Here is a 25,097-nt window from a genome sequence, read left to right as displayed (position 1 = left end):
GAGCGTTGCTCAATTCTTCTGGAAAGGGGCAGGCGCATCGGTCACACTGCCGCCATGCTTGAAGTTCGTAATCTATCACTCTCCGTTTCGATTCAGGGAAACCGGGTTGAGGCCGTCTCCGGTGTTTCACTTCAACTGGAGCCCGGACGTGTGCTTGGTCTGGTGGGGGAGTCCGGTTGCGGTAAATCGCTGACAGCTCAGGCGATTCTGCGCCTTGGCGAGTTTCAGGGTGTAGAGAAGAGCAGCGGCGATATTCTGCTTGATGGCGAAAGCCTTTTTGAGATGAGTGATGAACAGTTGCGTCGCACCCGTGGTGGTCATGTCGCGATGGTCTTTCAGGAGCCGATGACCGCACTTAATCCCGTCTTTTCGATCGGCAGTCAGATCATTGAGGTGATCCGTCTGCATCTGGATCTGAGTAAGCAGCAGGCTCGGCAGCGGGCGATTGATCTGCTCAATGATGTCGGTATGCAGAATACCGAACAGCTGCTGAAGCAGTACCCCGACTCACTCTCCGGAGGCATGCGTCAGCGTGTGCTGATTGCCATGGCTATGGCTGCCGATCCCGATTATATCATTGCCGATGAACCGACCACGGCACTGGATGTATCAGTGCAGAAACGCATTATTGCACTGCTGCTAAACCTTCAGAAAAAAAGAGGTTTAGGACTTTTGCTTGTAACGCATGATTTCGGTCTGGTGGCTGAGATGTGTGATGATGTGGCGGTGATGTATGCCGGTCAGATTGTTGAGTCCGGTCCTGTAAAAGAGATTTTTGACCACCCGTCCCACCCCTATACACGCGCACTGATGGGCTGTCGGCCAGAGGTTTCACAAAGCGGTGGTTCACTGCCGGTGATCGGCGGACAGGTGCCGCCACCGGGTCGTTGGCCAACCGGTTGCCACTTTGCACCGCGCTGCGCACTGGCTGATGCAAGTTGTGCTGCGCCAGTTGCGACTGATGCCTGGCATGAGGGTCGTCACACTGCCCGCTGTGTGCATGGAGAGGCCCGATGAGCAGCGTACTCAGAGCTACAGGCCTGAATAAAACATTTGCCGCTGGCGGCATGTTCCGCGCCATCGGTGCAGATAAGAAAGCGGTGGTTGATCTCTCCTTTGATCTGCAGGCAGGCCAGACGCTGGCTATCGTTGGCGAGTCGGGCAGTGGCAAGTCGACTGTTGCGCGTATGGCGATGCAGCTGCTTGCTGCCGATAGTGGTGAGATTTTCTGGGGTGATGAAGAGGTGACACATCTCTCAGGCTCTGCGCTGCGATCGCGTCGCCGTCATATCCAGATGGTGTTTCAGGACCCGTTTGCCAGCCTTAATCCGCGCATGAAAATCTGGGAGAGTGTGGCTGAAGGGTTGAAGGTGCATCAGCCATCGTTAAGCCGAGGCCAGCGCCGCGATGCGGTAGCTGCAGTGTTGAATCAGTGCGGTCTTGATGAGGGCGGTATGGATCGATATCCGCACCAGTTTTCAGGCGGTCAGCGCCAGCGTATCGGTATTGCTCGGGCACTGATTGTCGAGCCCAAGGTGCTGGTGCTTGATGAACCGGTTTCAGCTCTGGATGTATCGGTACAGGCTCAGATTCTTAATCTTCTCAATGATATCCAGAAGGATCGTGGTCTCTCTTATCTGTTTATCTCGCACGATCTCTCAGTGGTGCGACATATTGCCGATCATGTGGCGGTGATGTTTGCCGGCCATGTGGTGGAGCAGGGGGCTGTGGCTGATGTTTTCGGCAACTGCCGACACCCCTATACCGATGCCCTGCTTAAAGCGCGGCCGATCGCCCATCCTGATGAGCGCAGTCCGGTTGATACGCTTGCAGCTACCGATGAAGGTGTGGCTGAGAGCGGTTGTCCGTTTAGAAACCGCTGTACTGTTGCACAGAGTGATTGCGCCGGTTTTGATGCCAGGCTCAATGCACAGGGTTTCGCCTGCCTGCACCCACTGAATATTACCACCGATGAGTAATCTGGTCGGTACTGTCCGGCATGATTTCGATGATGCGTCTGCATTGGTTGATAGCTTGCCCGGTTATGCCCGGCGCGAGGAGCAGATCAAGTTGGCCGGTGAGATTGCCGCAGCCTTTGATCAGAAGAGTATGCTGCTGGCTGAAGCGGAAACAGGTACCGGCAAAACGCTGGCCTATCTGATTCCTGCACTGCGTTCCTCCGATAAAGTACTTATCTCAACCCATACCCGTTCACTACAGGATCAGCTGGTGCATCGTGATCTGCCTGCCGTGCAGAAGGCGCTGGGAGTCCGGCGCCGGGTGGCGCTGTTGAAAGGGCGCAGTAACTACCTCTGCCCGCAAAATCTGCGTCGTTCGGCAAGCGGTGCGCAGCTGGAGATATGGCAGAAGAAGTCGCTGCTTAAGGTGTTGGAGTGGTCGCAGACAAGCAGCGATGGTGATCTCTCCGGACTCGATTTTGATGTCTTTGCCAAAGGCATTGGCCCGATGGTGACGACGACAGCCGATCAGTGTCTGGGTTCAAAATGTGGTGATTTTGAGGATTGTCCGCTGATGAAAGCGCGCCAGAAGGCGCAGGTGGCTGATATTGTGGTCACCAATCATAGCCTGCTGCTTGCCGATGCCGCGCTGAAATCGGGTGAGTACGGAGAGATTCTGCCCGGTTTTGATGTCTATGTGATTGATGAGGCGCACTCACTGCCTGAGCTGGCCTGTCAGCATTTTGGTATCCAGTTGACCCGCCTTACCCTGATTCAGTGGCTCAATGATATGCAGGCGCTGCTGGATGAGCTGGGTGATGAGCCGGCGCTGAAACAGGATGCCGTTCTGCTCGGTCGTGAGCTTCTTGAGGCCTGGCAAAAGAGTGATCTGGAAGCTGTTGACGAGCATTGGCAGCAGATGACCAAACATGCCGAATCACGACGCGAACGCAGTGAAGAGATGGCCAGAATGGCTGATCGTGCCGTGCAGATTGTTGCTGAGATCGCCATGGTTCGGAAACCGGCAGAAGGATTCGTGGGCTGGAGTGATGGTGATGTGGATAATCGCAGGTATGTGGTGGCACCGGTAGAGACAGGCCCGGTTCTCAGGCAGCACTTATGGGAGCGGCCCGCAGCATTTATACTGGTTTCGGCCACCTTGCGGGTCTCCGGTTCATTTGCCTACACGAAAAAGCGCCTTGGCTTTGAAGAGGCGAGTGAGAGTTTCCATGCCTCCCCGTTTGATTACGGCACTCAGGCGATGATCTATCTGCCACGCAATCTGCCTGATCCCCGTTCAGAGCGGGGGCTGGATGCGATGACCGATGAGATGGAGACACTGATCCGTGCCGCTCACGGTCGTGCCTTTGTCCTGTTTACCTCCTGGCAGGCGCTCAATCAGATTGGCCCGGAACTTGCCCGACGGCTGCCGTGGAATGTGCTGATTCAGGGGGAGAGCGGTAGTCGTGATGCAATTCTCGAAACCTTTCGTAACGATACCCACTCTGTGCTCTGTGGCACGCGAAGTTTCTGGGAGGGGGTGGATGTGCCGGGTGAGGCGCTGAGTCTGGTGATTATCGATAAAATGCCCTTTGCACCACCCAATGACCCGCTGCTGCAGGCGCGTATCCGGCGCTGCGAGGAGCAGGGGGGGAGCGGCTTTGGCGATATTCAATTGCCCGAAGCGATTGCCACACTCAGGCAGGGGGCAGGGCGGCTGATTCGTTCGGTACATGATCGTGGTGTGATGGCGCTGCTTGATTCGCGTCTCTATGTGAAGGGTTATGGCCGTGAAGTAGCCAGAAACCTGCCACCGGCCCCGATCAAGGATGATCTGGCTGAAGTGCGCTGGTTTTTCGAACAGGAGGCATAAAACCGCGGGTTTGAATTTGTATGCCGCTTCAGTGAAAACAGAGCAGGCATTGAGATGACTTTAAGCGTCGCAGCTGTCGGGTTTTCATTGTTGCCTTGTTTAGGCATAGTTTCAACATGCCGGGGAGGGTAATCTATGCGAGAGATCATGCTTAAAATAACACTGTTCATTTCGCTGCTGCTACCGGCCCAGCTTGCTTTCGCCGAAAGCGAAGCGGTAGGTGTAGATGCATTTTTTGGTACCCTGAACGGTTATCTGGCATCGGTACTCTTTTATGATGTGATGCCGGGCGATGGTGCGATGCCGTTTATTGTCGCCTGGCTGATTGTCGGTGCCGTCTATCTCACCATCCGTTTTGGTTTTATCAATCTGCGTATGATGGGCCATGCCTTGCAGGTGCTCAGAGGCAGATACCGATCAACAGACGATATCGGTGAGGTCTCCCCATTCCAGGCGCTGACCACAGCACTCTCAGCAACCGTGGGGCTGGGAAATATCGCAGGTGTGGCCATCGCAGTCAGTATTGGTGGCCCCGGTGCAACCTTCTGGATGATAGTTGCCGGATTCTTCGGCATGACCGCCAAGTTTACAGAGGTAACACTGGCCCAGATCTACCGTGAATTCCGCCCTGATGGCCATGTGATGGGTGGCGCAATGCAGTATCTCTCCAGAGGTTTTGCCGAGAAGGGGATGGCCGGGACAGGTAAGGCTCTGGCGGTGCTGTTTGCTATTCTCTGTGTTGGTGCCTCTCTGGGTGGCGGCAATGCCTTTCAGGTATCTCAGGCGCTGGGTGCAGTTCAGAATGAGATCTCCTTCTTCAAAGATTATCCGTGGGTATTCGGTGTGTTTATGGCGACAGCTGTGGGTATCGTGATTATCGGTGGTATCAAACGCATTGCACATGCTGCAGAGGCACTGGTGCCGACAATGGTGTTTATCTATCTCACGGCATGTCTGTGGATTATCCTGACCTACATTGCCGATGTTCCGGCTGCCATCGGTTTGATATTTACCGAAGCATTTGCACCGACTGCGGTTGCCGGAGGTATGATCGGTGTACTGGTACAGGGCTTTAAACGCGCTGCATTCTCCAGTGAAGCGGGAATCGGATCTGCGGCGATTGCCCACTCTGCAGCATCGGTGAAATATCCGGTACGTCAGGGCTTTGTAGCACTCTATGAACCGTTCATCGATACGGTGGTGATCTGTACCATGACAGCGCTGGTGATCATCCTGACCGGTGTTTATAACGCGCCGGAACATGCCACACTGGTTGAGGCCAGCAAGGGCGCCGCGCTGACTGCTGTAGCCTTTGGTTCGGTCATCTCATGGTTCCCGGTAATTCTCTCTGTTTCAGTGGTGCTGTTTGCCTACTCGACGATGATCTCATGGTCCTATTATGGTGAGCGCTGCTGGACCTATGTCTTCGGGGAGCGTTTCTCGATGGTCTATCGATTGATGTTTCTTATGTTCATTGTACTGGCCTCGCTGGTGAGTGCAGGCAATATCCTTGATTTCAGTGATCTCCTGCTGCTCTCCATGGCATTCCCGAACTTCCTCGCCCTCTATCTGTTACAGGACAAGGTGGGCGATGCCCTGAAAGATTATATGGCTCGTCTGCGCAGCGGTCAGCTGGATCGAGAGGTGGGGCGGTACCACCGCTGGCGTTGATGCTAGTATTTTCCAATCCATAAATGAGTCTGAAAGCTGAGAGCATGTTTTGTAGTTTATGCTGCTTCGTTGTTCTGCCCAAAGATTGTTTTGAACAAGATTCTGCGAGCGTTTCGTAATTGCCTCCATGCGTCAAGGTCGGAGTATCTTTTTGCGATAGTGTCGAGCCACTGGAATGAGAGGTTCGGCTTGAGATACTGCTCGGCATTTTTTAGTGATTTGAGCTTCTCATAAGGCGTCATCATATCCTCGACGCGATAGCGTTTTTTCTGTTTTCCTTTGGCATCAGTTTCGATACTCGGAAAGTGGCAGGGACGATGGTAATTCAGGCAGGGGTTGAGGTGTTTCCTGTTGAAGCTGTCGATCAGTTCAGCATGGAGTTGCGGGATATGTACCCGCCCGAATGCCTTGCGCACTACCGCTCCGTTCTTGCTTTCAGCCAACGCATTGTCGTTGCAGTGTCGAGAGCGTGATTTGGTCATCCGAATCATCTGCTTATTGAGCAGCTCAGCAACGTAGCGGTTGATGTATTCTGAACCGTTATCTGAATGAAACCCTTTGACCTCAAACGGGATCTGTTTGAGTAGTGATTTCAGAGCGGGGATGGTGAACTCTTCTTGGATGCGCTGCACAGTTACAACCACCTCCCACTGGGTCACCTCATCAACGGCATTGATGTGATAAACGCCTTTCTTCTTGTCCATATCGCCCTGATGCACACTATCAATACGCAGGTAGCCCGGTTGACCGTCTGGTCTTGGTTTGCGGCGCTCTCCTATAGGCACCTGAACAGGATTGGTTTTGGTATAAACCCTCCTGCAACGACGATAGATATTGTTCGCTCGCAGATTATACAGGTGTGAGACGGAGATATTAGCCAGCCTGGCAAAACGCTGATCTCCGAATAGCTCATAAGCCCTTTGGCAGTAGACCTTGATGGTTGTGCCGGAAGCACTATCGACGAGCTGATCCACCTCGGCCAGAAGTATGATGTCTTCGCGTGTGAACTTCGGCTTGAAGCCATTGGTTGTGCGTTGTCTGCGGTGAATGTGCCCTGTTTCCCGGTGGCGGGTAATCAGACGTGTTATCTGTTGCCTGGAGTAACCTGACAACTGAATCAAATATCGCAGAACCTGTCCTTTTTCTTTTTTACTCAGCCTGCCATATCGGAGTCGATTCAGCGTCCGTTCTACCCAAGCATAAATGTCATCTTTGCTGCCCTGAAGTTTCAGGTCAGCTTGATCTGTTCCTGCCAGCAGGGCAGAAATATCTGCAACTGTTTTGATTTTCCTTTCGTCCATCTGGATCAGCATCTCCATATGATGGACAGAACAACTTTGATTTCAGACTCATTATTTCATATTGGAAAAGACTATGCTTAGGTGGTTTTAATATTTTGTGCTATAACAGATGCAAGCTGTCGTCGTAGTATGATGGAGACAGCCCAATTTGATTCGTCACAGGAGTTGCCATGGTCCAGGAAGGGCAGTTGTAGATGAACTATATTTTTTCCGGATACGAAGGCGCTGCACCAGATGAGAAGAGTCAGCATGGCCTGTTGCTTGTCTTCTATTCCTTCTCGGTGCTGCTTGAGATCTTATTCAGTTATATCAACTACATGCATGGCCTGCAACTTCTTTCACTGACACAGATGATCTCTGCTGTTGTGCTGATCCCGTGGCTGCTAACGGGTCTCAAACAGCGATGGTTGCCCTATCCTCGGGAAGTTCTGCTCAGTACTCTTTTTATTGTTCTGGGGCTGCTGATTATTGATGGCGGCATTGGCAATACAGGCATCTACTGGGCCCAGATATTCCCGTTTGCGGCATTTATGTTGATGGGGGTTCGTCTGGGGTGGTACTGGTGTGGTGCATTTACCCTGTTCTATGCTTCGCTACTTCTGTTGCATGGTCTGAAGGTAATCGATTTTACCTATCATCACGACACCCTCAGTTTTGCACCCACCATGTTCCTGGTTTTTGCTGCCATTGCTTTCCTGTTTCAGCGTCAACAGGAGAGGCGTCAGTTTCATCTTAATGGTGTTAACAAGAGACTGAAAGAGAGTGAACAGAATCTTAAAGAGTCCAAGGCGGACCTGGAACATGTTGTACAACTTCGCACGCTCCAGTTGCAGCAGATCAATGAAAAACTGAGCCGCGAAGTGGATGAGAAGATCAAGGCGATTCAGCAGTTTGAACTTGCTGAGATGAAATATCAGCATGCCCAGAAGATGGATGCACTTGGTACACTGGTGGGAGGCATTGCCCACGATTTTAATAATATGCTCTCCGGGATTTCGGCAAACCTCTATCTGCTGCAACGTAAAGTAGAAGCTCCTGACCTCAAGAAGCGAATCGATAAGATCGGTGATCTGACCATGCATGCGGCAGATATGATCCGTCAGCTGATGACCTTTGCCCGCAAAGATGATGTGCAGCTTAAGGTGTTTGATCTGAGTCTCTATATCAAAGAGGCGTACAAGCTGGCGAAGATATCCATACCTGCCGATATTCGCTGTGAGTGTCAGTTTCCACAGGAGGATCAGATGATCCGGGGGGAGGCGACCCAGATTCAGCAGATTCTGATGAACTTGATGAATAATGCCCGTGATGCACTTAAAGGTGTCGAGGCTCCTTTCATATCAGTCTCTCTGACACCGAGCAGGGTTGATCAGTCGATTACCAAAAACCAGCAGGAGATACTGCCCGGGAACTACACCATCCTCTCGGTACAGGATAACGGCTGTGGCATGAGTGACTCTGAAGTCAGCCACATTTTTGAACCCTTTTATACCACCAAGGAGATCGGTTCCGGAACCGGACTCGGGCTCGCTATGGTCTATGGCGCTGTTCACTCTCACGGTGGCTATATTGATGTGGTCAGCTATCCGGAGTCGGGCACACGCTTCAGTATCTATTTCCCCATCGTGGATGAGCAGGAGGAAGCACATCCAATAAACAGTGTGATTGAAGAGGGTCGTCAGGAGACGATTCTTCTGGTCGATGATGATGAATCACTGCTGGAGGCAAATGAACAGCTGCTTGTCGAGCTTGGTTACCAGGTGATGACAGCAAAAAATGGATTTCAGGCGCTGGATATTTATCGCCACCGTGGTGAAACCATCGACCTGGTATTGATGGATGTGGTAATGCCTGTGCTGGGTGGGCCTGCTGCAGCTGAGCAGATACGTAAGATTAATCCTGACGTGAAAATTCTTTTTGTGACCGGCTACGACAGAGACCATCAATCGACTTGTGAAATGGTTAGCGAATGGGAAAGTGTCCTGAACAAGCCGCTTATTGTTGATGAGTTGTGCAGGGCGATTCGCGACAAACTCTCTTGAACCATCTTTAGTAATATTAAGGATGCTCTGAATAACTACATCCGTGTAGATATTCAGCACGCAAATGAAAAAGCAGCCCAGGCTGCCTTCTCTGCCGCTTCGCGGCATTCACCTTGTGTTATTGTTTCTTTGCTCACAACATCAAGCACTTAGCGTGCATGATTTTAAATCTTCTGCGTGTGACTGGACTCACATCCGGCTCATTCTCGATCACTATGATTCGCTCTGTGAGCAGGTGATCTGGTGGTCGCCGGCAAGGAGGTCAACATGGGTTTTCTTAACAATATGATGGATAGCATTGCAATCAACAGCCTTAAGTATGAGAGCCAGGTGGTGGCTGCAACTGCAATTTGCCAGATATTCGGTGATGAACCTGCAGATGCCCATGGTTATGAAGATAGTTCCGGAGCGTGTTTTTACGCATCTTATCAGGTGATGGTTTAATCGCGATTTCGAACAACAGAGAGGAGATCAAATGAGTTTTCGCAAAAAAACAGTAATGATTCAGATGGACGACCGAAGTGATGCTGTATTTCAGCGCGCCTATAACGGTGTGATGTATGATGTGCCGGAGTGGCTGAACGGCGGCTTCTAAACGCCATCAACACATAAATCGTTAATTGGCTGCACAGTTGATGCAGTCTGATAGCAGAGTGACAGGGCAGGAGTGTAAACTTCTGCCTTTTTTGTGGCTCGAAATAAGTGGGTGTTTTATCTGACACTCTTCTATGATTCCGCTATGCGCCTGTTTGCCGGAATTGAGATCCCCACGCCTGTCAAAGATCAGATCATGCTCTGGTGGGCAGGGGTGGGTGGCGCACTGGATCCCGATTTGTGGCGACCAGTGTCACCGCACCTGTGGCATCTGACGCTGGCTTTTTATGGTGAGGTCTCCGGTTTTGAGGCCGACAATATTGCCGAAGAACTGCTCCGGTGCACATCTGATGTGGCGCCTCTCAGACTGAAAACGGCTGCATCCGGCCTGTTTCCCAAGCCATCAAAAGCACGCGTGTTCTGGGTGGGCGTTGAGGAAGACTCCGATTGCAATAGCCTTAAACATCTTGCCCGTTGTTGCAGACGGGCTGGGCATGCTACGGTTCGCAAACGCACTGCCAGAGAGGCGGCTTTTCAACCCCATATTACGGTTGCCAGATCCATCACGCACCATGAGGCTGTAGATCTGCAGCGGCTGCAGATGATGGCGGATGTGCCAGAGGTGAGCTGGCGTGCGGACAGGATTAACCTGTACCAGTCCATTTTAGGCCCGAAGGGGCCACAATACCGGCGGCTGGAAAGATTTGAATTGAACAGTTCGGGATTTCGAACGAGGGGAAAATATGTCTGATAAAAGTAAAGCACTGGAATCCGCACTGAGCCAGATTGAACGTCAGTTCGGTAAAGGCACGGTGATGCGTCTGGGTGATAATGCCAAGGTGCCTGTCGAGGTGATTCCAAGTGGCTCTCTGGCACTCGATGTTGCACTCGGTATCGGTGGTTACCCACGCGGTCGTGTCATTGAGATCTACGGGCCTGAGTCATCAGGTAAGACCACGATGGCGCTGCACGCCATTGCTGAAGCGCAGCGTATGGGTGGTTCGGCTGCCTTTGTTGATGCAGAGCATGCCCTGGACCCCAATTATGCTGAAAAGCTTGGTGTGGATGTGGATAACCTTCTGGTTTCACAGCCTGATTCCGGCGAACAGGCGCTGGAGGTGGTGGATATGCTGACCCGCTCAGGTGCGCTTGATGTGATCGTGGTCGACTCCGTAGCGGCCCTGACGCCGAAATCGGAGCTGGAAGGTGACATGGGCGATTCGCACATGGGCCTGCATGCACGCCTGATGAGTCAGGCGTTGCGTAAACTCACCGGCTCGATTTCGCGCTCTAAGACAACAATCATTTTCATCAATCAGATTCGTATGAAGATCGGTGTGATGTTCGGCAATCCGGAAACCACCACCGGTGGTAATGCGCTGAAGTTTTACGCCTCAGTGAGGCTTGATGTGCGCCGTACCGGTTCGATCAAGAAGGGTGATGAGATCCTCGGTAATGAGACGCGTGTGAAGGTTGTGAAAAACAAGATGGCACCTCCGTTCAAAAAAGCTGAGTTCTCGATCATGTACGGTGAGGGTGTGTCCCATGCCGGTGAAGTACTTGATATGGGCGTGCAGTACGGCTTCGTGAATAAGAGCGGAGCCTGGTATGCCAAGGATAATGAGAAGATTGGACAGGGCCGGGATAACACCATCAATTTCCTTAAGGCCAACCCTGAGATTCTGGCTGAGATTGAGAACAAGGTGCGCAGCGAGCTCGGTTTGATTGATGAGGTTGCAGGCGCTGAATAAAGAGCAGCTGGCAGCATACAGTTATGCTGTCCGATTATTGAGTCAGCGTGAGTTTAATACCCGTGAGATGCGTGAGCGTCTTGCCGCTCGCGATTATGATGAAGCGATCGTTGACGTGGTTATCAGGCAACTTAAGTCTGACAACTACCTGAGTGAACAGCGTTATGCCGAGGCTTTTCTGCGCTCGCGCATGAAACGGGGCGAAGCCCCATGGCTGGCGGCGCAGAAGGCCAGACAGAAAGGGGCTGAATCCTCTGCACTGCAGGCAGCGCTTGCTGAGCTTAGTGAGGATTACGATGATGAGCAGGCCTGTCGTGAACTGCTGGATCAGCGTGATCCGGGTGGTATAAGGTTTGAAGAGGAGCGGGTCTGGCAGCGTCAGGCCCGTTTTTTGCGGAATAAGGGGCATAACAGTGCTACGATTCTGCGCGTACTAAAACAGCGATGATGAAGAGCCAAGGCTTTGCACACAGCTGTTATTTGAATAAGGCGGAGGATTCCCGGTGAAAACGTCCGAGATTCGACAGAAATTTTTAGATTACTTTGCATCCAAAGGGCACGAGGTCGTGGCTTCAAGCTCACTGGTACCGCATGGTGATCCTACCCTGATGTTTACCAATGCAGGCATGGTTCCGTTTAAACATGTTTTTCTCGGTAATGAGTCCCGCCCCTATGTGACTGCCGCCTCGAGTCAGAAGTGTGTGCGTGCCGGTGGTAAACACAACGATCTGGAAAATGTCGGCCATACTGCCCGCCACCACACCTTTTTTGAGATGCTTGGTAACTTCTCCTTCGGCGACTATTTCAAGCATGATTCAATTCGCTATGCCTGGGAGTTCCTGACTGTTGAGATGAAGCTTGATGCCGATCGCCTGTTTGTCACCGTCTTTGAAGAGGATGATGAGGCTTACGATATCTGGGTGAATGAGATCGGTGTGCCTGTCGACAAAATTGCCCGTATCGGTGCCAAGGATAACTTCTGGTCGATGGGTGATACCGGCCCCTGTGGCCCATGTTCCGAGATATTCTTTGATCACGGTGCAGATGTCTGGGGTGGCCCTCCGGGCACACCGGAAGAGGATGGCGACCGTTTTATCGAGATATGGAATCTCGTCTTTATGCAGTATGACCGCAATGAAGCGGGGGAGTTGACGCCACTGCCTAAACCATCGGTGGATACCGGCATGGGACTGGAGCGCATCACTGCAGTGATGCAGGGCGTTCACAACAACTACGATATCGATCTGTTCAAAGCCCTGATTGCTGCTGCATGCAGAGAGACCGGTGTTCAGTTCGGAGCCAATGCAGAGGCTGACGTATCCCTGCGTGTTCTGGCCGATCATCTGCGCTCTGTGGCGTTTTTGCTTGCTGACGGTGTGTTACCCAGCAATGAGGGGCGCGGCTTCGTGCTGAGGCGAATTCTGCGCCGTGCCTGTCGTCATGGCCGCCTGCTTGGTAAGCAGGAAGCATTTATCTACAAACTTGTTGATGCACTGGTTCGTGAGATGGGCAACCACTATGTCGAACTGCGCGAAAGCCAGGGCAATATTGAGCAGGTGATTCGTATTGAGGAAGAGCGTTTTATCAAAACGCTGGATAAGGGTTTGAAGTTGGTGGAGCAGGCCGTAGCCGATGCAGGCGAGGGTGGTGTAATTCCGGGCAAAACCCTGTTTACCTTATACGATACCTTCGGTTTTCCGACCGATCTGACTGCCGATATTCTTAAAGGTTCGAATATTGCTCTTGATATGGCCGGTTTTGAAACCTGCATGGATGAGCAGCGTACGCGAGCGCGTGCGGCATGGGGCGGGAGTGGCGAAGCGAGTCTGCCCAAGGCGCTGTTTGAGTTGCGCGAGAAACATGGCCCGACCGAGTTCCTCGGTTATACCACCCTCAATGCCGAAGGTGTGATTACCGGCCTGATCAGAGATGGTGAAGCTGTTGAATCGATCGTTGAGGGCGAAGAGGCGTGGTTGATCTGTAATCAGACCCCGTTTTATGGCGAGTCCGGCGGTCAGGTGGGTGATACCGGTTTGATCATCTCTGCAGAGGCGGAGTTTGTGGTCACCGATACCAAGAAACTTCTCTCCGATCTGTTCGTGCATGTGGGCAGGGTGAGCCGTGGTTCATTTGCTGTTCAGCGTGTCGGGCAACTCTCTGTAGGCGGTGAGCGCCGTGATGCGATTCGTCGCAATCACACGGCAACACATCTGATGCATGCAGTGTTGCGAGATGTTCTGGGTGAGCATGTGAAACAGGCGGGTTCGCTTGTTAATCCTGAAAGATTACGTTTTGATTTCAATCACTTCCAGCCTGTTTCTAAAGAAGATTTGAAGAGGATTGAGGCGGCGGTGAATGCGGCAGTCTGGGCCAATGATCCTGTTGAGACCAAGTTGATGACACAGGATGAGGCGGTTGCTTCCGGTGCTATGGCACTGTTTGGCGAGAAGTATGGTGATGAGGTGCGTGTGGTCTCTGCAGGCTTCTCTACCGAGCTTTGTGGTGGTACGCATGTCAAACGTAGCGGTGATATCGGCCTGTTCCGTATTCTTTCGGAAACCGGTATTGCAGCAGGTGTGCGCCGTATTGAAGCGGTGACAGGACCAGCAGCCTATCAGAGTTTGATTGCCGATATTGATACGCTGAATGAGGCGGCCGGTGCATTAAAGGTACGTCCATTTGAGGCTGCTGATGCGGTTGCAAATCTGCAGAGCAAACTCAAAGAGAGTGAGAAAGAGCTGACCAGCCTGCGTGCCAAACAGTCTACCGGACTGCTCGATGATCTGATTACAACAGCTGTTGAGGTTAATGGTGTGAAGTTGCTGGCTGCTGAAGTGAGTGGCGTGAAGGATATGCGCGACTTCATGGATAAAGCCAAGGGTAAGATGAAATCCGGTGTGCTGGTGTTCGGTATGAAAAATGGCCCGAAGGTACAGCTGGTGGCCGGTGTTACGGCTGATCTGGTTGGCACGTACAATGCAGGCAATATTGTCCGTGAAGTGGCGATCATCTGTGGTGGTAAAGGCGGCGGTAAACCCGACATGGCGATGGCCGGTGGTACCGAGCCTGATAAACTGAAAGAGGCGCTGGCGGCTGTTTCAGGGCTTTTGAAAGGGTAACCATTGATTGATTGGGGAGTAGTTAACGAGCCTGTAGTCATTGGGCTACTTATTTTGACTGCACTACTCCTGCTTGGCTGGCTGCTTACCTGTCATAATCAGAACAGGAAGATCAACGAACTTGAAGCGGATTTGGCTTCGAAGGAGCTGCTGGTGGGCTCCCACATTCAGGAGTCCACTGAACTGAAGATGAACCGTGTTCAGCTCTCAGAACAGCTGCGCAACTCAGAGATGCATATTGCTGATCTTGAGCAGAGGCTGGCAGCGAGCAGTGCCGCTGTTGATGGGTTGAACCGGGAAATCTCCGACGCCAAAGCCAATATCCGTGAGCTTGAAACGCGCAGTAGCGAGGAGCGAAAAGCTGCTGCTGAGAAGCTGGCACTTCTTGAAGATGCGAAGAGTAAACTCGGTAACGAATTCAAAATTCTGGCTAACCAGATTTTTGAGGAGCGCGGTAAAACCTTCTCCGAACAGAACCGCAACAGTATCGATGAAGTGCTCAAGCCGATGCGTGAACAGCTCAGTGAGTTCCGCAAGCGCGTGGATGATGTCCACCTGACCGATTCCAAAGATCGCGCCTCCCTGAAAGAGCATCTGGCGCAACTGGAGAAGCTTAATCGCCAAATGAGTGAGGATGCCGTTGGTCTGACTCAGGCGCTCAAAGGTGAGAGTAAAGCGCAGGGTAACTGGGGTGAGATGATTCTCGAGCGGATACTGGAGACGTCCGGTTTGCGTGAAGGTCACGAGTTTCTGCGTGAGGATTCCACTACGATTGATGTGAACAGACGTCTGCGCCCGGATGTGATTGTTCGTATGCCCGGTGAGAAGCACATCATTATCGACTCCAAGGTCTCACTGACCGATTATGAGAGGGCGATCTCCGCTTCTGACACAAGTGAGCGAAGCAGGCATATAAAGGCTCTTGTGGGCAGCATGAAGAGCCATATCAAGGGGCTTGCTGATAAACATTATGCACATCTTCCCGGCCTGAATTCACCTGATTATGTGTTGATGTTTATGCCCATTGAAGGTGCCTACATGATGGCCATCGAGGCAGACCAGGGCGTATTCGAAGCGGCCTTTGAGAAGGGAGTGGCTGTGGTAACCCCCTCAACGCTCTATGCAACACTTAAGCTGGTTGAGCAGCTCTGGAGAGCGGAAAAGCAGAGTGAGAATATGGTGAGGTTGATTGATCGTGCCGGAAAGTTACATGACAAGATGGCCTCGTTTGTGGAGTCGTTTGAAGAGATCGGCATGCGTCTGGATCAGGCCCAGAAGGCCTTTGACACATCACTGAATCGTATCAAAACCGGCCCGGGCAATGTGATTAGCCAGATTGATACGTTGGGTAAGCTGGCAGGCAAGACCAAAAAAGAGCTGCCCAAACATCTGACTGAAACAGCAGCACTGCAGGATCAGCCAGAAGAGCAGTTGTGAACTCAGGCGCTTCTTCTCAAAGTGATTTGCCCGGATACCTGCTATGGCTTACGTCGTCACTGCTGTTGCTGGCCGGTATGGCTCTGCCGATGTTCTCCTTTCATAAGTTCTACATCTTTGATGACACCTTTTCTCTACTCGGCGGTGTGATCTATCTGCTTGAGGAGGGGGAGCTGTTTCTGTTTCTGATTCTCTTTGCATTCAGTATTGCACTGCCGATCTACAAAATGGTGCTCTCATTTCTACTGGTGAGTAACAGTATCAAGAATACGGAACGCAAACTAACAATTGTGAATCGTCTGGCTATTGTCGGAAAGTGGTCGATGACAGATGTGTTTGTGATTGCCATTCTGGCGGCTACGGTAAAACTGGGTTTGATCGCCACTCTTGAAGTGCATGCGGGGCTATTTGTCTTTGGCACAGGTGTTATCACCAGTATGCTGCTTGTACATCGCTTGTTAAAAGATTATGCATTAAGGCCCGTCTCATAGGTGGTTAAAATTTGAGTGGATTTCCTGAGAAAACATGTGAAACAGATCGACTTGTAAGGCATCCGAAGTTGGTGTCTGCTGCATTGGCAGACAGTAAAACCGAGCAGAGACGTGATGGCATATATGCCTATCCGGGTGAAGTGTTTGAGCTTGATGGTGTGCCATTTATTGTGACTGATCTGAAACGACAAAAGCTTGGTGACATGAGTGATGCGGATGCAAAAGCTGAAGGTTATGAATCATTTGAAGCTTATAAATCGCTGATTCTGAGGATGCATAAAGGTATGCAGTGGCAAAGTGATGCTCAGGTTTGGGTACACTGTTTTCAGCGTAAGGTCTAAATTATTCTGACTGCTCTACATCGCATAGTTTCATGCGCAGCAGGTAGGTGACGGTAAAGAGGATCAGGGCTGCACCAAAGGCGATGAGATAGGGGTTGGCTAGAGTAAATGCCACGGAGTAACCACCAAACAGAATCACCGACAGCAGTGCAATGCGCCTTGAATTACAGGAGATGCACTGGTGCTGCTGCCAGTTTCTGATCATCGGGCCGAAGGTTCGGTTGGCCAACAACCAGCGATGCCAGCGTTCGGAAGATTTTGCAAAGCAGCCTGCGGCCAGAAGGATGAATGGCGTGGTGGGTAGCAAGGGAAGAAAAGCACCGATAAAACCGAGTCCGAGAAAGAGAAAGCCCAATGCCTTGTAGAGTATCATGTGGGAATTATATTCGTTCTGAATATATAACCATATAGTTGATTGTTTATCGCACTCAAATACAGAAAAGCCCTCCGGCTTTTATTTAGAAGCAATCGGAGGGCTTTGTTTTTAGTTGTTAATTAACGTGGCTGTAAGGAGGAGATCCCGATTGATCTCTAGTTTTTCATCTCGCCTCAGACGTTTATTCATGGCTCTTTTCAGACGTCTTTTCTCCTGAGTATGCCAACTGTGAAGTTGTTTCCAGCCTACGGTGATCAGTGTGGTCTCCTCAGGGGAGGTGCGTTGGTGTCTACCTAGCATAAGCGTTCTCCTTATTGTGAGATCTACTCTCCAAGCAGGAATATTTATACCAGAATTGATCGTTTTTTGCAACCAGAAATGAGCTGTTATGAGACTGGAATCTCTTCCTCTTGTCCCTCTTCGACAGTAATGATCTCGACATCAAAGTTGAGGGTTTCACCGGCCATGGGGTGATTGGCATCAACGATAATATCCGACTCATTCACCTGCATCACGGTTACCAGCTCGATGCCACGCCCTGAATCAGCCTGAAAACGCATGCCGGGTACGATCTCACCATCAAAATGGAAGACGCTGCGTGGAATCGACTGGATCAGTTCATCGCTGCGCAGGCCATATCCCTCTTCAGGTTTGATGCTGACAGTGATCCGTTCACCGGCAGTTTTACCATGCAATGCTCTTTCAAGACCGGGGACCAGTGCTTCTGTACCGTGGGTATAGGTAAGGGGGGCACCATCACGTGAGGATTCAATGATATCGCCACCCGGGTGGGTTAACGTATAGTGAATTGATACGACTGCATTGGCAGATATTGGCATCTCAGAACGGTTCTGTGACTGAAGAGCGGTTAACCGCCGACAATGGCCAGCAGGATACCGGCGGCAACAGCGGAGCCGATGACACCTGCCACATTCGGGCCCATAGCATGCATCAGCAGGAAGTTGTGATGATCCGCTTCCAGACCAACCTTGTTCACAACACGTGCAGCCATTGGTACAGCAGACACACCTGCAGCACCGATCAGTGGATTGATTTTGCCGCCACTTAAGCGGCACATCAGTTTACCCATCAGGATGCCTGCAGCAGTGCCCACAGCAAAGGCCAGCATGCCGAGAATCAGAATACCCAGCGTCTCGACATTGAGGAACTTATCAGCTGAGAGTTTGGAGCCAACAGCCAGACCAAGGAAGATGGTGGTGATGTTGATAATCTCATTTTGTGATGCATTTGACAGACGATCCACAACGCCACATTCACGCAGCAGGTTACCGAAGGTGAGCATGCCGATCAGTGGTGCTGCAGTAGGAAGGAAGATCACGCAGAGCAGCAGCACGGTGAGTGGGAAGACGATCTTCTCTGTGCGGCTGACAGGGCGCAGCTGTTTCATTTTAATTTTACGCTCGGCCTCTGTGGTCAGCAGCTTCATGATCGGAGGCTGAATCAGTGGTACCAGTGCCATATAGGAGTAGGCGGCAACTGCAATTGCGCCAAGCAGATCAGGGGCAAGGCGGGAGGCAAGGAAGATGGCCGTTGGTCCGTCGGCACCACCGATAATGCCGATAGCGGCAGCATCAGCGAGACTGAACTCAAAGCCGGGTATGGCATTGAGTGCCAGGGCACCAAGCAGGGTGGTGAAGATGCCGAACTGGGCGGCAGCACCGAGCATCAGCGTTCTCGGCATGGCGATCAGGGCACCAAAGTCGGTGAGGGCACCGACACCCATAAAGATCAGTAGCGGGAAGATGCCGGTTTCAATGCCGACATGGTAGATCATGCCAAGCATGCCTTCAGGGCCTGAAATAGCTGCTACCGGAATATTACTCAGGACAGCACCAAAACCGATTGGTACCAGCAGCAGGGGCTCGAATTTCCTGACAATGGCAAGGTAGAGCAGTAGCAGGCCAACGCCGATCATCAGCAGCTGCCCCCATTCAAAGTTGGCAATGCCGGTGGTGACCCAGAGTTTGTCTAACAGTTCATTCTGCATAATGACTTCTTATCTCGCTTTGCTTATCGGAATTATCAGGCAATGGTGACCAGTGCTTGACCAACATCTACAGCATCACCCTCTCTGACTTCAACACTGATGATGGTACCGCTGTGGGTAGAGCGTACCTCGGTCTCCATCTTCATCGCTTCCATGATCAGAATGACATCGCCATCTTTAACCTGCTGGTTGGGGGTGACATTCACCTTGAAGATGTTGCCGGCCATAGGGGCGCCGACTGCGGTAGCTGGTGTGTTCACTGCCGGTGTGGCAGCAGGTGCTGGTGCAGAGGGTGCGCTCGCTGCCGGACTCAATGAGGTGACTTCACCATCCGGAGAGACCACAACACTGTAATCCTTGCCATTTACCGTGATGTTATAACGCTCAGCGACGGTAGGCGTGGCAGGTTTGGCAGCTTGCTCTTTCTCCAGCCATGGCTCCGGTTCAAAGGCTTCCGGGTTATCACGGTTTTTCAGGTACTTCAGGCCAACCTGAGGGAAGAGGGCATAGATCAGTACATCTTCGATCAACTTATCGGAGAGTTCAAAGCCTTTCTCATTGGCTATGGCACAGAGCTCAACGGTCAGACGATCCATCTCATCAGCGATCAGGTCAGCAGGACGGCAGGTGATCGGTTTGCCACCATCAAGCACCTGAATCTGAAGCTCTTTGTTCACATCTGCAGGTGTTTTACCGTACTCACCTTTGAGTACACCGGCAGTCTCTTTGGTGATGGTCTGGTAACGACCACCGGTAAGCACATTAAATACAGCCTGGGTGCCGACAATCTGCGAGGTAGGGGTTACCAGTGGCAGGAAGCCGAGGTCTTCGCGAACCTTGGGAATCTCTTTTAGCACCTCATCAAAGCGGTCGGAAGCGTTCTGCTGCTGCAGCTGGCTCTCAAGGTTGGTGAGCATGCCGCCGGGCACCTGGGCAACCAGAATGCGAGAGTCGATGCCGCGAAGGGAGCCTTCAAAGCTCTCATATTTAAGGCGAATCTCTCTTAAGTCACCGGCAATCTCTTCCAGCAGTTTCAGATCAAGGCCTGTTGCGCGTTTTTCATCTTCCAGGATGGCAACGACAGATTCAGTCGCAGAGTGACCATAGGTGTGGCTCATCGATGAGATGCTGGTATCAGCAACATCCAGGCCGGCCTCAACCGCTTTCAAGATCGTAGAGGTGCTCATGCCGGTTGTGGCATGGCAGTGCAGGGAGATTGGAATAGAGACAGACTGTTTCAGGCGTTTGACTATCTCTTCAGCGACATAAGGTTTGAGCAGGCCAGCCATATCCTTGATGCAGATCGAGTGGCAGCCCATATCTTCCAGCTGTTTGCCCATATCAATCCACATATCAAGCGTATGTACCGGGCTAACGGTATAGGAGATGGTGCCCTGAGCATGCTTACCTACATTCAGCGTGGCTTTTACGGCTGTTTCCAGATTGCGCATATCATTCATGGCATCAAAGATGCGGAATACATCCATGCCATTTTTGGCGGCGCGCTCAACAAAGGCATTTACAACATCATCGGCATAGTGACGATAACCGAGAATATTCTGGCCTCTGAACAGCATCTGTTTACGGGTATTAGGCATCGCCTGGCTTAAGATGCGCAGGCGCTCCCAGGGATCTTCACCGAGAAAGCGGATGCAGGAGTCAAAGGTGGCACCACCCCACATCTCCACAGACCAGAAACCAACACGGTCCAGCTTCTCTGCGATAGGTAGCATGTCGTCAATGCGCATACGTGTGGCAAGCAGTGACTGATGGCCGTCACGCAGGACGAGTTCTGTTATTCCCAGTGGTTGATTCATCTGAAAACTTCTCCTAAATATCCTATTCGGCTTATCGGTGGTGATCGGCGCGATAGCGCTTTACAGCTTCTGTAACCACTTCAATCAAATCTTCGTCATTACCTGTAGCGGAACTGGCAGCAGCGGCAGTTTTGGCTTCAAAGTTCTGGATGAGGCGGGAAACCAGTGAAATGACAGCTACGAGAAGACCGAGAAACAGGAAGACAACTCCCATTCCCACGCCCATTAACTGAAAGCCTGCTGCTAATAGTTCATTCATTACTGACAACGCTCCTCATACTGCTTGAGACCGGAATCTCTTAAAATTAAAAACAGAGGACTCTATGTTAAGAGGCTCTGAATTTCCACTTCTGATATGGTCTGCCTGATATGAACAACAATGTTTACTGTCCCGATCCGGATTGGAGGCGCATGATAATGCTTCTGGGCTGTGCAATAAAGGTGGAACTGGCTATCGTTCCAGAAACTGCAGTGCTGGAGAGGGCCCAATGTTTAAAACCACTGATCTGTACGATGTGCATCTTGAAAACCTGCAGGTGGCGGCACCCATATTCAGGGATTTTGGCGGTAAACAGCGGTTTTATGGCCAGATTGTTACGCTGAAAGCGTTCGAGGATAATACTTTTCTCAAGGCTGCATTTGAGGCCGACGGCAGGGGTAAGGTGCTGGTGGTTGATTCGGCAGGCTCCATGCGTTGCGCCATGATGGGCGATGTGATGGCGGCGCTTGGTGCCTCTCATGGTTGGGAGGGGGTGGTTATCAACGGCTGCATTCGTGATTCTGCAGATGTGGCCGGGGTGAATATCGGCGTCAAGGCACTGGCAACGACTCCCCGGAAAACGGTTAAGCGGGATCAGGGGGTCATGCATGTGCCGCTCGGTTTTGCTGATGTGCTGTTTGTTGACGGAGAATATATCTACGCAGATGAAGATGGCATTGTTATCTCCAGAGACGCTATTCTGTAAAGATTGTATGTGATTTACTCCTTATTAAATGGGCATATAGAAAAAATAGTTAATGCTACACATTTCTATCTGTGTCGTGCTATTATAGGGAGGTTAAAGCCCGTTAAGGGTGTTTAGAGGTGCCTATTGAGCTGGCAGATTATTACCGGATTGGCTGGTGGCGTTGGACTTTTCCTGCTTGGTATGGAGTTGATGACCGATGGTCTGAAGCTATCAGCGGGTAAATCTCTGCAGCGCATCCTCAGAAGCTCCACCAGTACACCGCTGCGCGGTGTGTTGTCCGGTGCTCTGATCACCTCGCTTGTACAGTCCTCCAGTGCAGTCACAGTGGCAACAATTGGTTTTGTGAATGCAGGCCTTCTCAAACTCAAGCATGCCATTCGTGTCGCATATGGTAGTAATCTTGGTACCACCATGACCGGCTGGCTGGTGGCGATTATCGGCTTCCATGTCAATCTGAAAGCCTTTGCCCTGCCTGCAATCGGTGTCGGTATGTTGATGACCCTGCTGATTCAGAATGGTCGTTATGCCGCTATCGGCAAGGTGATAGCCGGTTTTGGCCTGTTTTTCCTCGGTATTGATATGATGAAAGCAGGGTTTGAGGGTCTTGAAGGTGTCATCTCGCTTGAAGCTATTGAAGAGGGGGGGCTGCTAAGCCTGATTATCTTTATCGCTGTCGGATTTGTGATGACGCTGATGATGCAGTCATCGAGTGCGGCGATTGCCATTACCCTGACCGCGGCTGCCGGTGGCGTGATTACCATCGCATCTGCTGCCTGCATGGTGATTGGTGCCAATGTGGGGACAACCTCAACAGCTGTGATTGCGGCGATCGGTGCAACGCCCAATGCGCGCCGGATGGCGGCAGGCCATGTGATCTTCAATGTGATTACCGGTGTGGCTGCACTGCTGCTGCTGCCGCTACTGCTATTTGGTATCAACTGGTTTCAGGCGTTCAGCGGCATGGACGGGGGGCCAGCAACCTTCCTGGCTCTGTTTCACACCACCTTTAATCTTATGGGCGTGCTGCTGCTCTGGCCATTTACCGGCAGATTGGTGAAGTTTCTCAAGCGCTTGTTTGTGGCGGCAGAAGAGGATGAGGCACAGCCGAAATTTCTTGATAATACGCTGATCGGAACACCACAGCTGGCTCATGAGGCGCTGGTTAAGGAGTTGCAGCGTATTCAGGCGATAGCGATTCGCATGGCTGAGGATGCGATCAATACCGAAGCGAGTCTAAGTCCCCGTCTGAAGGTCGATCTGGAGGTGCTGCATAAGCTCTCGGATGCTGTAGGTCTGTTCTGTTCCAAGTTGCGTAGTCAGGGGCTGCCTGAAGAGATTGCAGATGCTCTGCCTATGGCATTGGCATCGATGCGCTACTTTATAGATGTGGCTGAGATGGCTGAGGAGATCGATCAGCTTCAGAGTAAAGAGGTGACAGGAGTATTTCAGGAGTTGGAAGAGGCTTTGGCGGATATGCGTCGTCAGGCCATTGCGATTCTGGAGGATGTCAGGCAGTCACCCTCCAGTGAGGAGTCTTTAGCTCGGGAGAGTGCCGCTATAGCGGCACTTGAAAACAACTACAATGCCATCAAGGCACAGCTGCTGCGTGCCGGTGCTACGGGTAAACTGACCGCCAGACATATGGTTTCATTGATTGAATTGATGAAAAATATTGAGCGGCAGGCAAGCCACTGTGTCAAAGGGCAGGCTACGCTGCAGCTGTTTTCACAGCAGTCTGTGGATGACGCTAAACCGGAATATGGTGTTGAAACGGAGCAGGAGCAGGCCGCTGAGCAGGCGGATGTCAGCGAACTCACTCGGGATGAGGTAGTAGAGGATGCCCTGCCGGTAGAGTCTGAGTATTCAGAAAAAAACTGAAGCAGCTATTTGGACGGGTTTTTCTGCCCTGCCTGATAGCACTCGATGAGGGCGGCTTGAAGTTCTTTATGCTGTGAGAGGTCCGATATCTTCAGATGCTTTTCGGCAATCGGTCGAATCGATTCAATAATCTGTTGTTGTGCCCATTGCAGGGCGAAGTTGTCAAAATCGAATTTGCCATCGCTGACGAATTCGCAGGCAAGTCCTGTGGGGGCTGAATAGGTGATCTCCTGCATCACCAGGACATCGTACTCATAACTGTAGGAGTCCAGGCCAATCGATGCGGCCAGCATGTCGTAGAGGTTGTCCAGATGGCCACCTCTGATGATGAGTTGATCCAGGTCAACGCTGATACTGGGGGTGAATCGCTCACCGCGAAAGTCGAACTCAAGAGTGGCCTGCAGACTGTTTTTCATGGGGTATCCTTATGATTGATCTCTAGGGGCACGATATTGATCAATGCTTCGGCATGTTCAAGCACATAATTTTTAAATGCTTCCGGAATAGCGGCAAAACGTTTGCCTTTACGGTAGACGATGTGCCACTGGCGCATAATCGGGAAATCTTCGATTTTTAGAACCACAACCCTTTTCAGTGCCAGCTCCATCTCTATGGTGTGCAGAGAGACAATGCCGAGTCCGAGTTCTGCCATTACAGCCTGCTTGATCGCTTCAGATCGGTTCATCTCCATGCCGGTCTTCAGTTGCATCTCATGTACTGCAAAAAACTTTTCGGCAGCCATACGTGTGCCGGAGGCGCGTTCACGGACAATAAACGGCTCATCAGCCAGATCCCGCAGTGGAATCACCTTCTTCTGTTTGGCCAGCGGGTGCGTCGGCGCAGCAATAACAACCAGTGGATTATCCATAAAGCGGATGGCGGTAACATTGTGCCCCTTGGGTGGTTTGCCCATGATCACCATGTCGGTGGTGTTATTATCGAGAGAAGCAAGCAGGCCACTTCTGTTGGTTACATCCAGCGTGACCTGTGCGCCGGGATAGTCGTGATGAAATGCTGCAATCAGTTGCGGGGCAAAATAGTTGGCGGTAGAGGCCATGGTCAGGTGAAGTTTGCCGCGTTTGAGTCCTTTGAGCTCTTCCAGCATCAGCTCTGCTTCATCCAGTTGCTGGCGGATATTGCGGGCATAGTGTAGCAGTTCACTGCCTGCTTCGGTCAGCGTTACCTGCTTGCCATCTCTCTCAAATAGCGGCAGGTCGATCTGCAGCTCCATCTGTTTAATCTGCATGGAGACCGCCGGTTGAGTCATGAACAGTGCTTTGGCGGCATCGGTGTAACTGTTGTGTTCGACGACCGCTTCGAGAATCTTCAGCTGCTTGAGGGTAATATTCACAAAGTCCACCTATAAGTAAAATTTATGATGCGCATTATAACCTTTGATTTTACATTATGGAACCCGATTCTATACTTCACATCGTCGCCAAAGAGGACTAAAGTGCTCTACCGCGAAGGAG

At 51.5% G+C, this 25,097-nt stretch carries 23 protein-coding genes; 15 read left to right on the top strand and 8 right to left on the bottom strand.

Annotated features, from left to right (window positions below; all coding sequences use genetic code 11):
- Positions 1-54: 54 nt before the first annotated feature.
- The 4 genes from F3F93_RS02780 (at position 55) to F3F93_RS02765 (ending at position 5,502) form a co-directional block, all read left to right on the top strand.
- Positions 55-1,017 (top strand): ABC transporter ATP-binding protein, encoded by a 963-nt coding sequence (locus F3F93_RS02780; RefSeq protein WP_176957625.1) that lies wholly within the window; start codon positions 55-57, stop codon positions 1,015-1,017.
- Positions 1,014-1,979 (top strand): oligopeptide/dipeptide ABC transporter ATP-binding protein, encoded by a 966-nt coding sequence (locus tag F3F93_RS02775; RefSeq protein WP_176957624.1) that lies wholly within the window; start codon positions 1,014-1,016, stop codon positions 1,977-1,979. The genes F3F93_RS02780 and F3F93_RS02775 overlap by 4 nt, the downstream gene beginning before the upstream one ends.
- Positions 1,972-3,831: an ATP-dependent DNA helicase gene (locus tag F3F93_RS02770; RefSeq protein ID WP_176957623.1), complete on the top strand. Its 1,860-nt coding sequence runs from the start codon at positions 1,972-1,974 to the stop codon at positions 3,829-3,831. Before F3F93_RS02775 ends, F3F93_RS02770 begins: the two co-directional genes overlap by 8 nt.
- A 135-nt stretch (positions 3,832-3,966) precedes the next feature.
- The gene (locus tag F3F93_RS02765; protein WP_176957622.1) at positions 3,967-5,502 is read left to right on the top strand and encodes an alanine/glycine:cation symporter family protein; all 1,536 of its coding nucleotides are present in this window, start codon (positions 3,967-3,969) and stop codon (positions 5,500-5,502) included.
- A gap of 56 nt (positions 5,503-5,558) precedes the next feature.
- On the opposite strand, the gene F3F93_RS02760 is transcribed toward F3F93_RS02765, so the two are convergent.
- A complete protein-coding gene (locus tag F3F93_RS02760) occupies positions 5,559-6,803 on the bottom strand; it encodes a DDE-type integrase/transposase/recombinase (protein WP_206675356.1) in 1,245 nt (414 codons plus the stop codon).
- Positions 6,804-6,997: 194 nt separating this feature from the next.
- On the opposite strand from F3F93_RS02760, the gene F3F93_RS02755 reads away from it, so the two are divergent.
- The 9 genes from F3F93_RS02755 to F3F93_RS02715 all read left to right on the top strand — a co-directional run bounded on the left by F3F93_RS02755 (position 6,998) and on the right by F3F93_RS02715 (position 16,578).
- Entirely contained in the window at positions 6,998-8,845 is a 1,848-nt protein-coding gene (locus F3F93_RS02755) for an ATP-binding protein (RefSeq protein ID WP_176957620.1), read from the top strand.
- Positions 8,846-9,112: 267 nt separating this feature from the next.
- Positions 9,113-9,289, top strand: coding sequence for a hypothetical protein (locus tag F3F93_RS02750; protein WP_176957619.1), 177 nt, complete (start codon positions 9,113-9,115; stop codon positions 9,287-9,289).
- 244 nt (positions 9,290-9,533) lie between these two features.
- Complete coding sequence (thpR, locus tag F3F93_RS02745) at positions 9,534-10,190, top strand: RNA 2',3'-cyclic phosphodiesterase (protein ID WP_347239173.1); 657 nt, start codon at positions 9,534-9,536, stop codon at positions 10,188-10,190.
- Positions 10,183-11,190: a recombinase RecA gene (gene recA / locus F3F93_RS02740; RefSeq protein ID WP_176957618.1), complete on the top strand. Its 1,008-nt coding sequence runs from the start codon at positions 10,183-10,185 to the stop codon at positions 11,188-11,190. Before thpR ends, recA begins: the two co-directional genes overlap by 8 nt.
- Positions 11,168-11,638 carry a regulatory protein RecX gene (locus F3F93_RS02735; protein WP_176957617.1) on the top strand — a complete coding sequence of 157 codons (471 nt, stop codon included), beginning with the start codon at positions 11,168-11,170 and terminating at the stop codon, positions 11,636-11,638. Before recA ends, F3F93_RS02735 begins: the two co-directional genes overlap by 23 nt.
- Before the next feature lie 55 nt (positions 11,639-11,693).
- Positions 11,694-14,309 carry an alanine--tRNA ligase gene (gene alaS / locus F3F93_RS02730; RefSeq protein ID WP_176957616.1) on the top strand — a complete coding sequence of 872 codons (2,616 nt, stop codon included), beginning with the start codon at positions 11,694-11,696 and terminating at the stop codon, positions 14,307-14,309.
- A 54-nt stretch (positions 14,310-14,363) separates the two neighbouring features.
- Positions 14,364-15,746 (top strand): DNA recombination protein RmuC, encoded by a 1,383-nt coding sequence (gene rmuC, locus F3F93_RS02725; RefSeq protein WP_241696909.1) that lies wholly within the window; start codon positions 14,364-14,366, stop codon positions 15,744-15,746.
- Positions 15,743-16,237: a paraquat-inducible protein A gene (locus tag F3F93_RS02720; RefSeq protein WP_176957615.1), complete on the top strand. Its 495-nt coding sequence runs from the start codon at positions 15,743-15,745 to the stop codon at positions 16,235-16,237. The genes rmuC and F3F93_RS02720 overlap by 4 nt, the downstream gene beginning before the upstream one ends.
- 11 nt (positions 16,238-16,248) lie before the next feature.
- A complete protein-coding gene (locus F3F93_RS02715; RefSeq protein WP_176957614.1) occupies positions 16,249-16,578 on the top strand; it encodes an ASCH domain-containing protein in 330 nt (109 codons plus the stop codon).
- 1 nt (position 16,579) lies between these two features.
- On the opposite strand, the gene F3F93_RS02710 is transcribed toward F3F93_RS02715, so the two are convergent.
- From F3F93_RS02710 to F3F93_RS02690, 5 genes are all read right to left on the bottom strand, one after another.
- A complete protein-coding gene (locus F3F93_RS02710; RefSeq protein ID WP_176957613.1) occupies positions 16,580-16,951 on the bottom strand; it encodes a YbaN family protein in 372 nt (123 codons plus the stop codon).
- A 389-nt stretch (positions 16,952-17,340) separates the two neighbouring features.
- Entirely contained in the window at positions 17,341-17,793 is a 453-nt protein-coding gene (locus F3F93_RS02705) for a peptidylprolyl isomerase (RefSeq protein WP_176957612.1), read from the bottom strand.
- Between the two features lie 29 nt (positions 17,794-17,822).
- On the bottom strand, positions 17,823-18,962 hold the full coding sequence (locus tag F3F93_RS02700) for a sodium ion-translocating decarboxylase subunit beta (RefSeq protein ID WP_176957611.1): 1,140 nt from the start codon (positions 18,960-18,962) through the stop codon (positions 17,823-17,825).
- Between the two features lie 35 nt (positions 18,963-18,997).
- Positions 18,998-20,779 (bottom strand): sodium-extruding oxaloacetate decarboxylase subunit alpha, encoded by a 1,782-nt coding sequence (gene oadA / locus F3F93_RS02695; RefSeq protein WP_176957610.1) that lies wholly within the window; start codon positions 20,777-20,779, stop codon positions 18,998-19,000.
- Positions 20,780-20,810: 31 nt separating this feature from the next.
- Entirely contained in the window at positions 20,811-21,038 is a 228-nt protein-coding gene (locus tag F3F93_RS02690) for an OadG family transporter subunit (RefSeq protein WP_176957609.1), read from the bottom strand.
- A gap of 229 nt (positions 21,039-21,267) precedes the next feature.
- Between F3F93_RS02690 and rraA the strand changes: the two genes are divergently transcribed.
- Both rraA and F3F93_RS02680 read left to right on the top strand, forming a co-directional pair.
- Positions 21,268-21,744: a ribonuclease E activity regulator RraA gene (rraA, locus tag F3F93_RS02685; RefSeq protein WP_176957608.1), complete on the top strand. Its 477-nt coding sequence runs from the start codon at positions 21,268-21,270 to the stop codon at positions 21,742-21,744.
- Between the two features lie 126 nt (positions 21,745-21,870).
- Positions 21,871-23,625: a Na/Pi symporter gene (locus tag F3F93_RS02680; RefSeq protein WP_241696908.1), complete on the top strand. Its 1,755-nt coding sequence runs from the start codon at positions 21,871-21,873 to the stop codon at positions 23,623-23,625.
- A 5-nt stretch (positions 23,626-23,630) separates the two neighbouring features.
- On the opposite strand, the gene F3F93_RS02675 is transcribed toward F3F93_RS02680, so the two are convergent.
- Both F3F93_RS02675 and F3F93_RS02670 read right to left on the bottom strand, forming a co-directional pair.
- Positions 23,631-24,041, bottom strand: coding sequence for a hypothetical protein (locus F3F93_RS02675; protein ID WP_176957607.1), 411 nt, complete (start codon positions 24,039-24,041; stop codon positions 23,631-23,633).
- Positions 24,038-24,976, bottom strand: coding sequence for a LysR substrate-binding domain-containing protein (locus F3F93_RS02670; protein WP_176957606.1), 939 nt, complete (start codon positions 24,974-24,976; stop codon positions 24,038-24,040). Before F3F93_RS02670 ends, F3F93_RS02675 begins: the two co-directional genes overlap by 4 nt.
- Positions 24,977-25,097: the final 121 nt, after the last annotated feature.

Source organism: Mariprofundus sp. KV (genome assembly GCF_013387475.1).
GTDB lineage: Bacteria > Pseudomonadota > Zetaproteobacteria > Mariprofundales > Mariprofundaceae > Mariprofundus.
The sequence above is the reverse complement of the archived record's forward strand: the minus strand, read 5'-3'. Positions and strand labels throughout refer to the sequence as shown.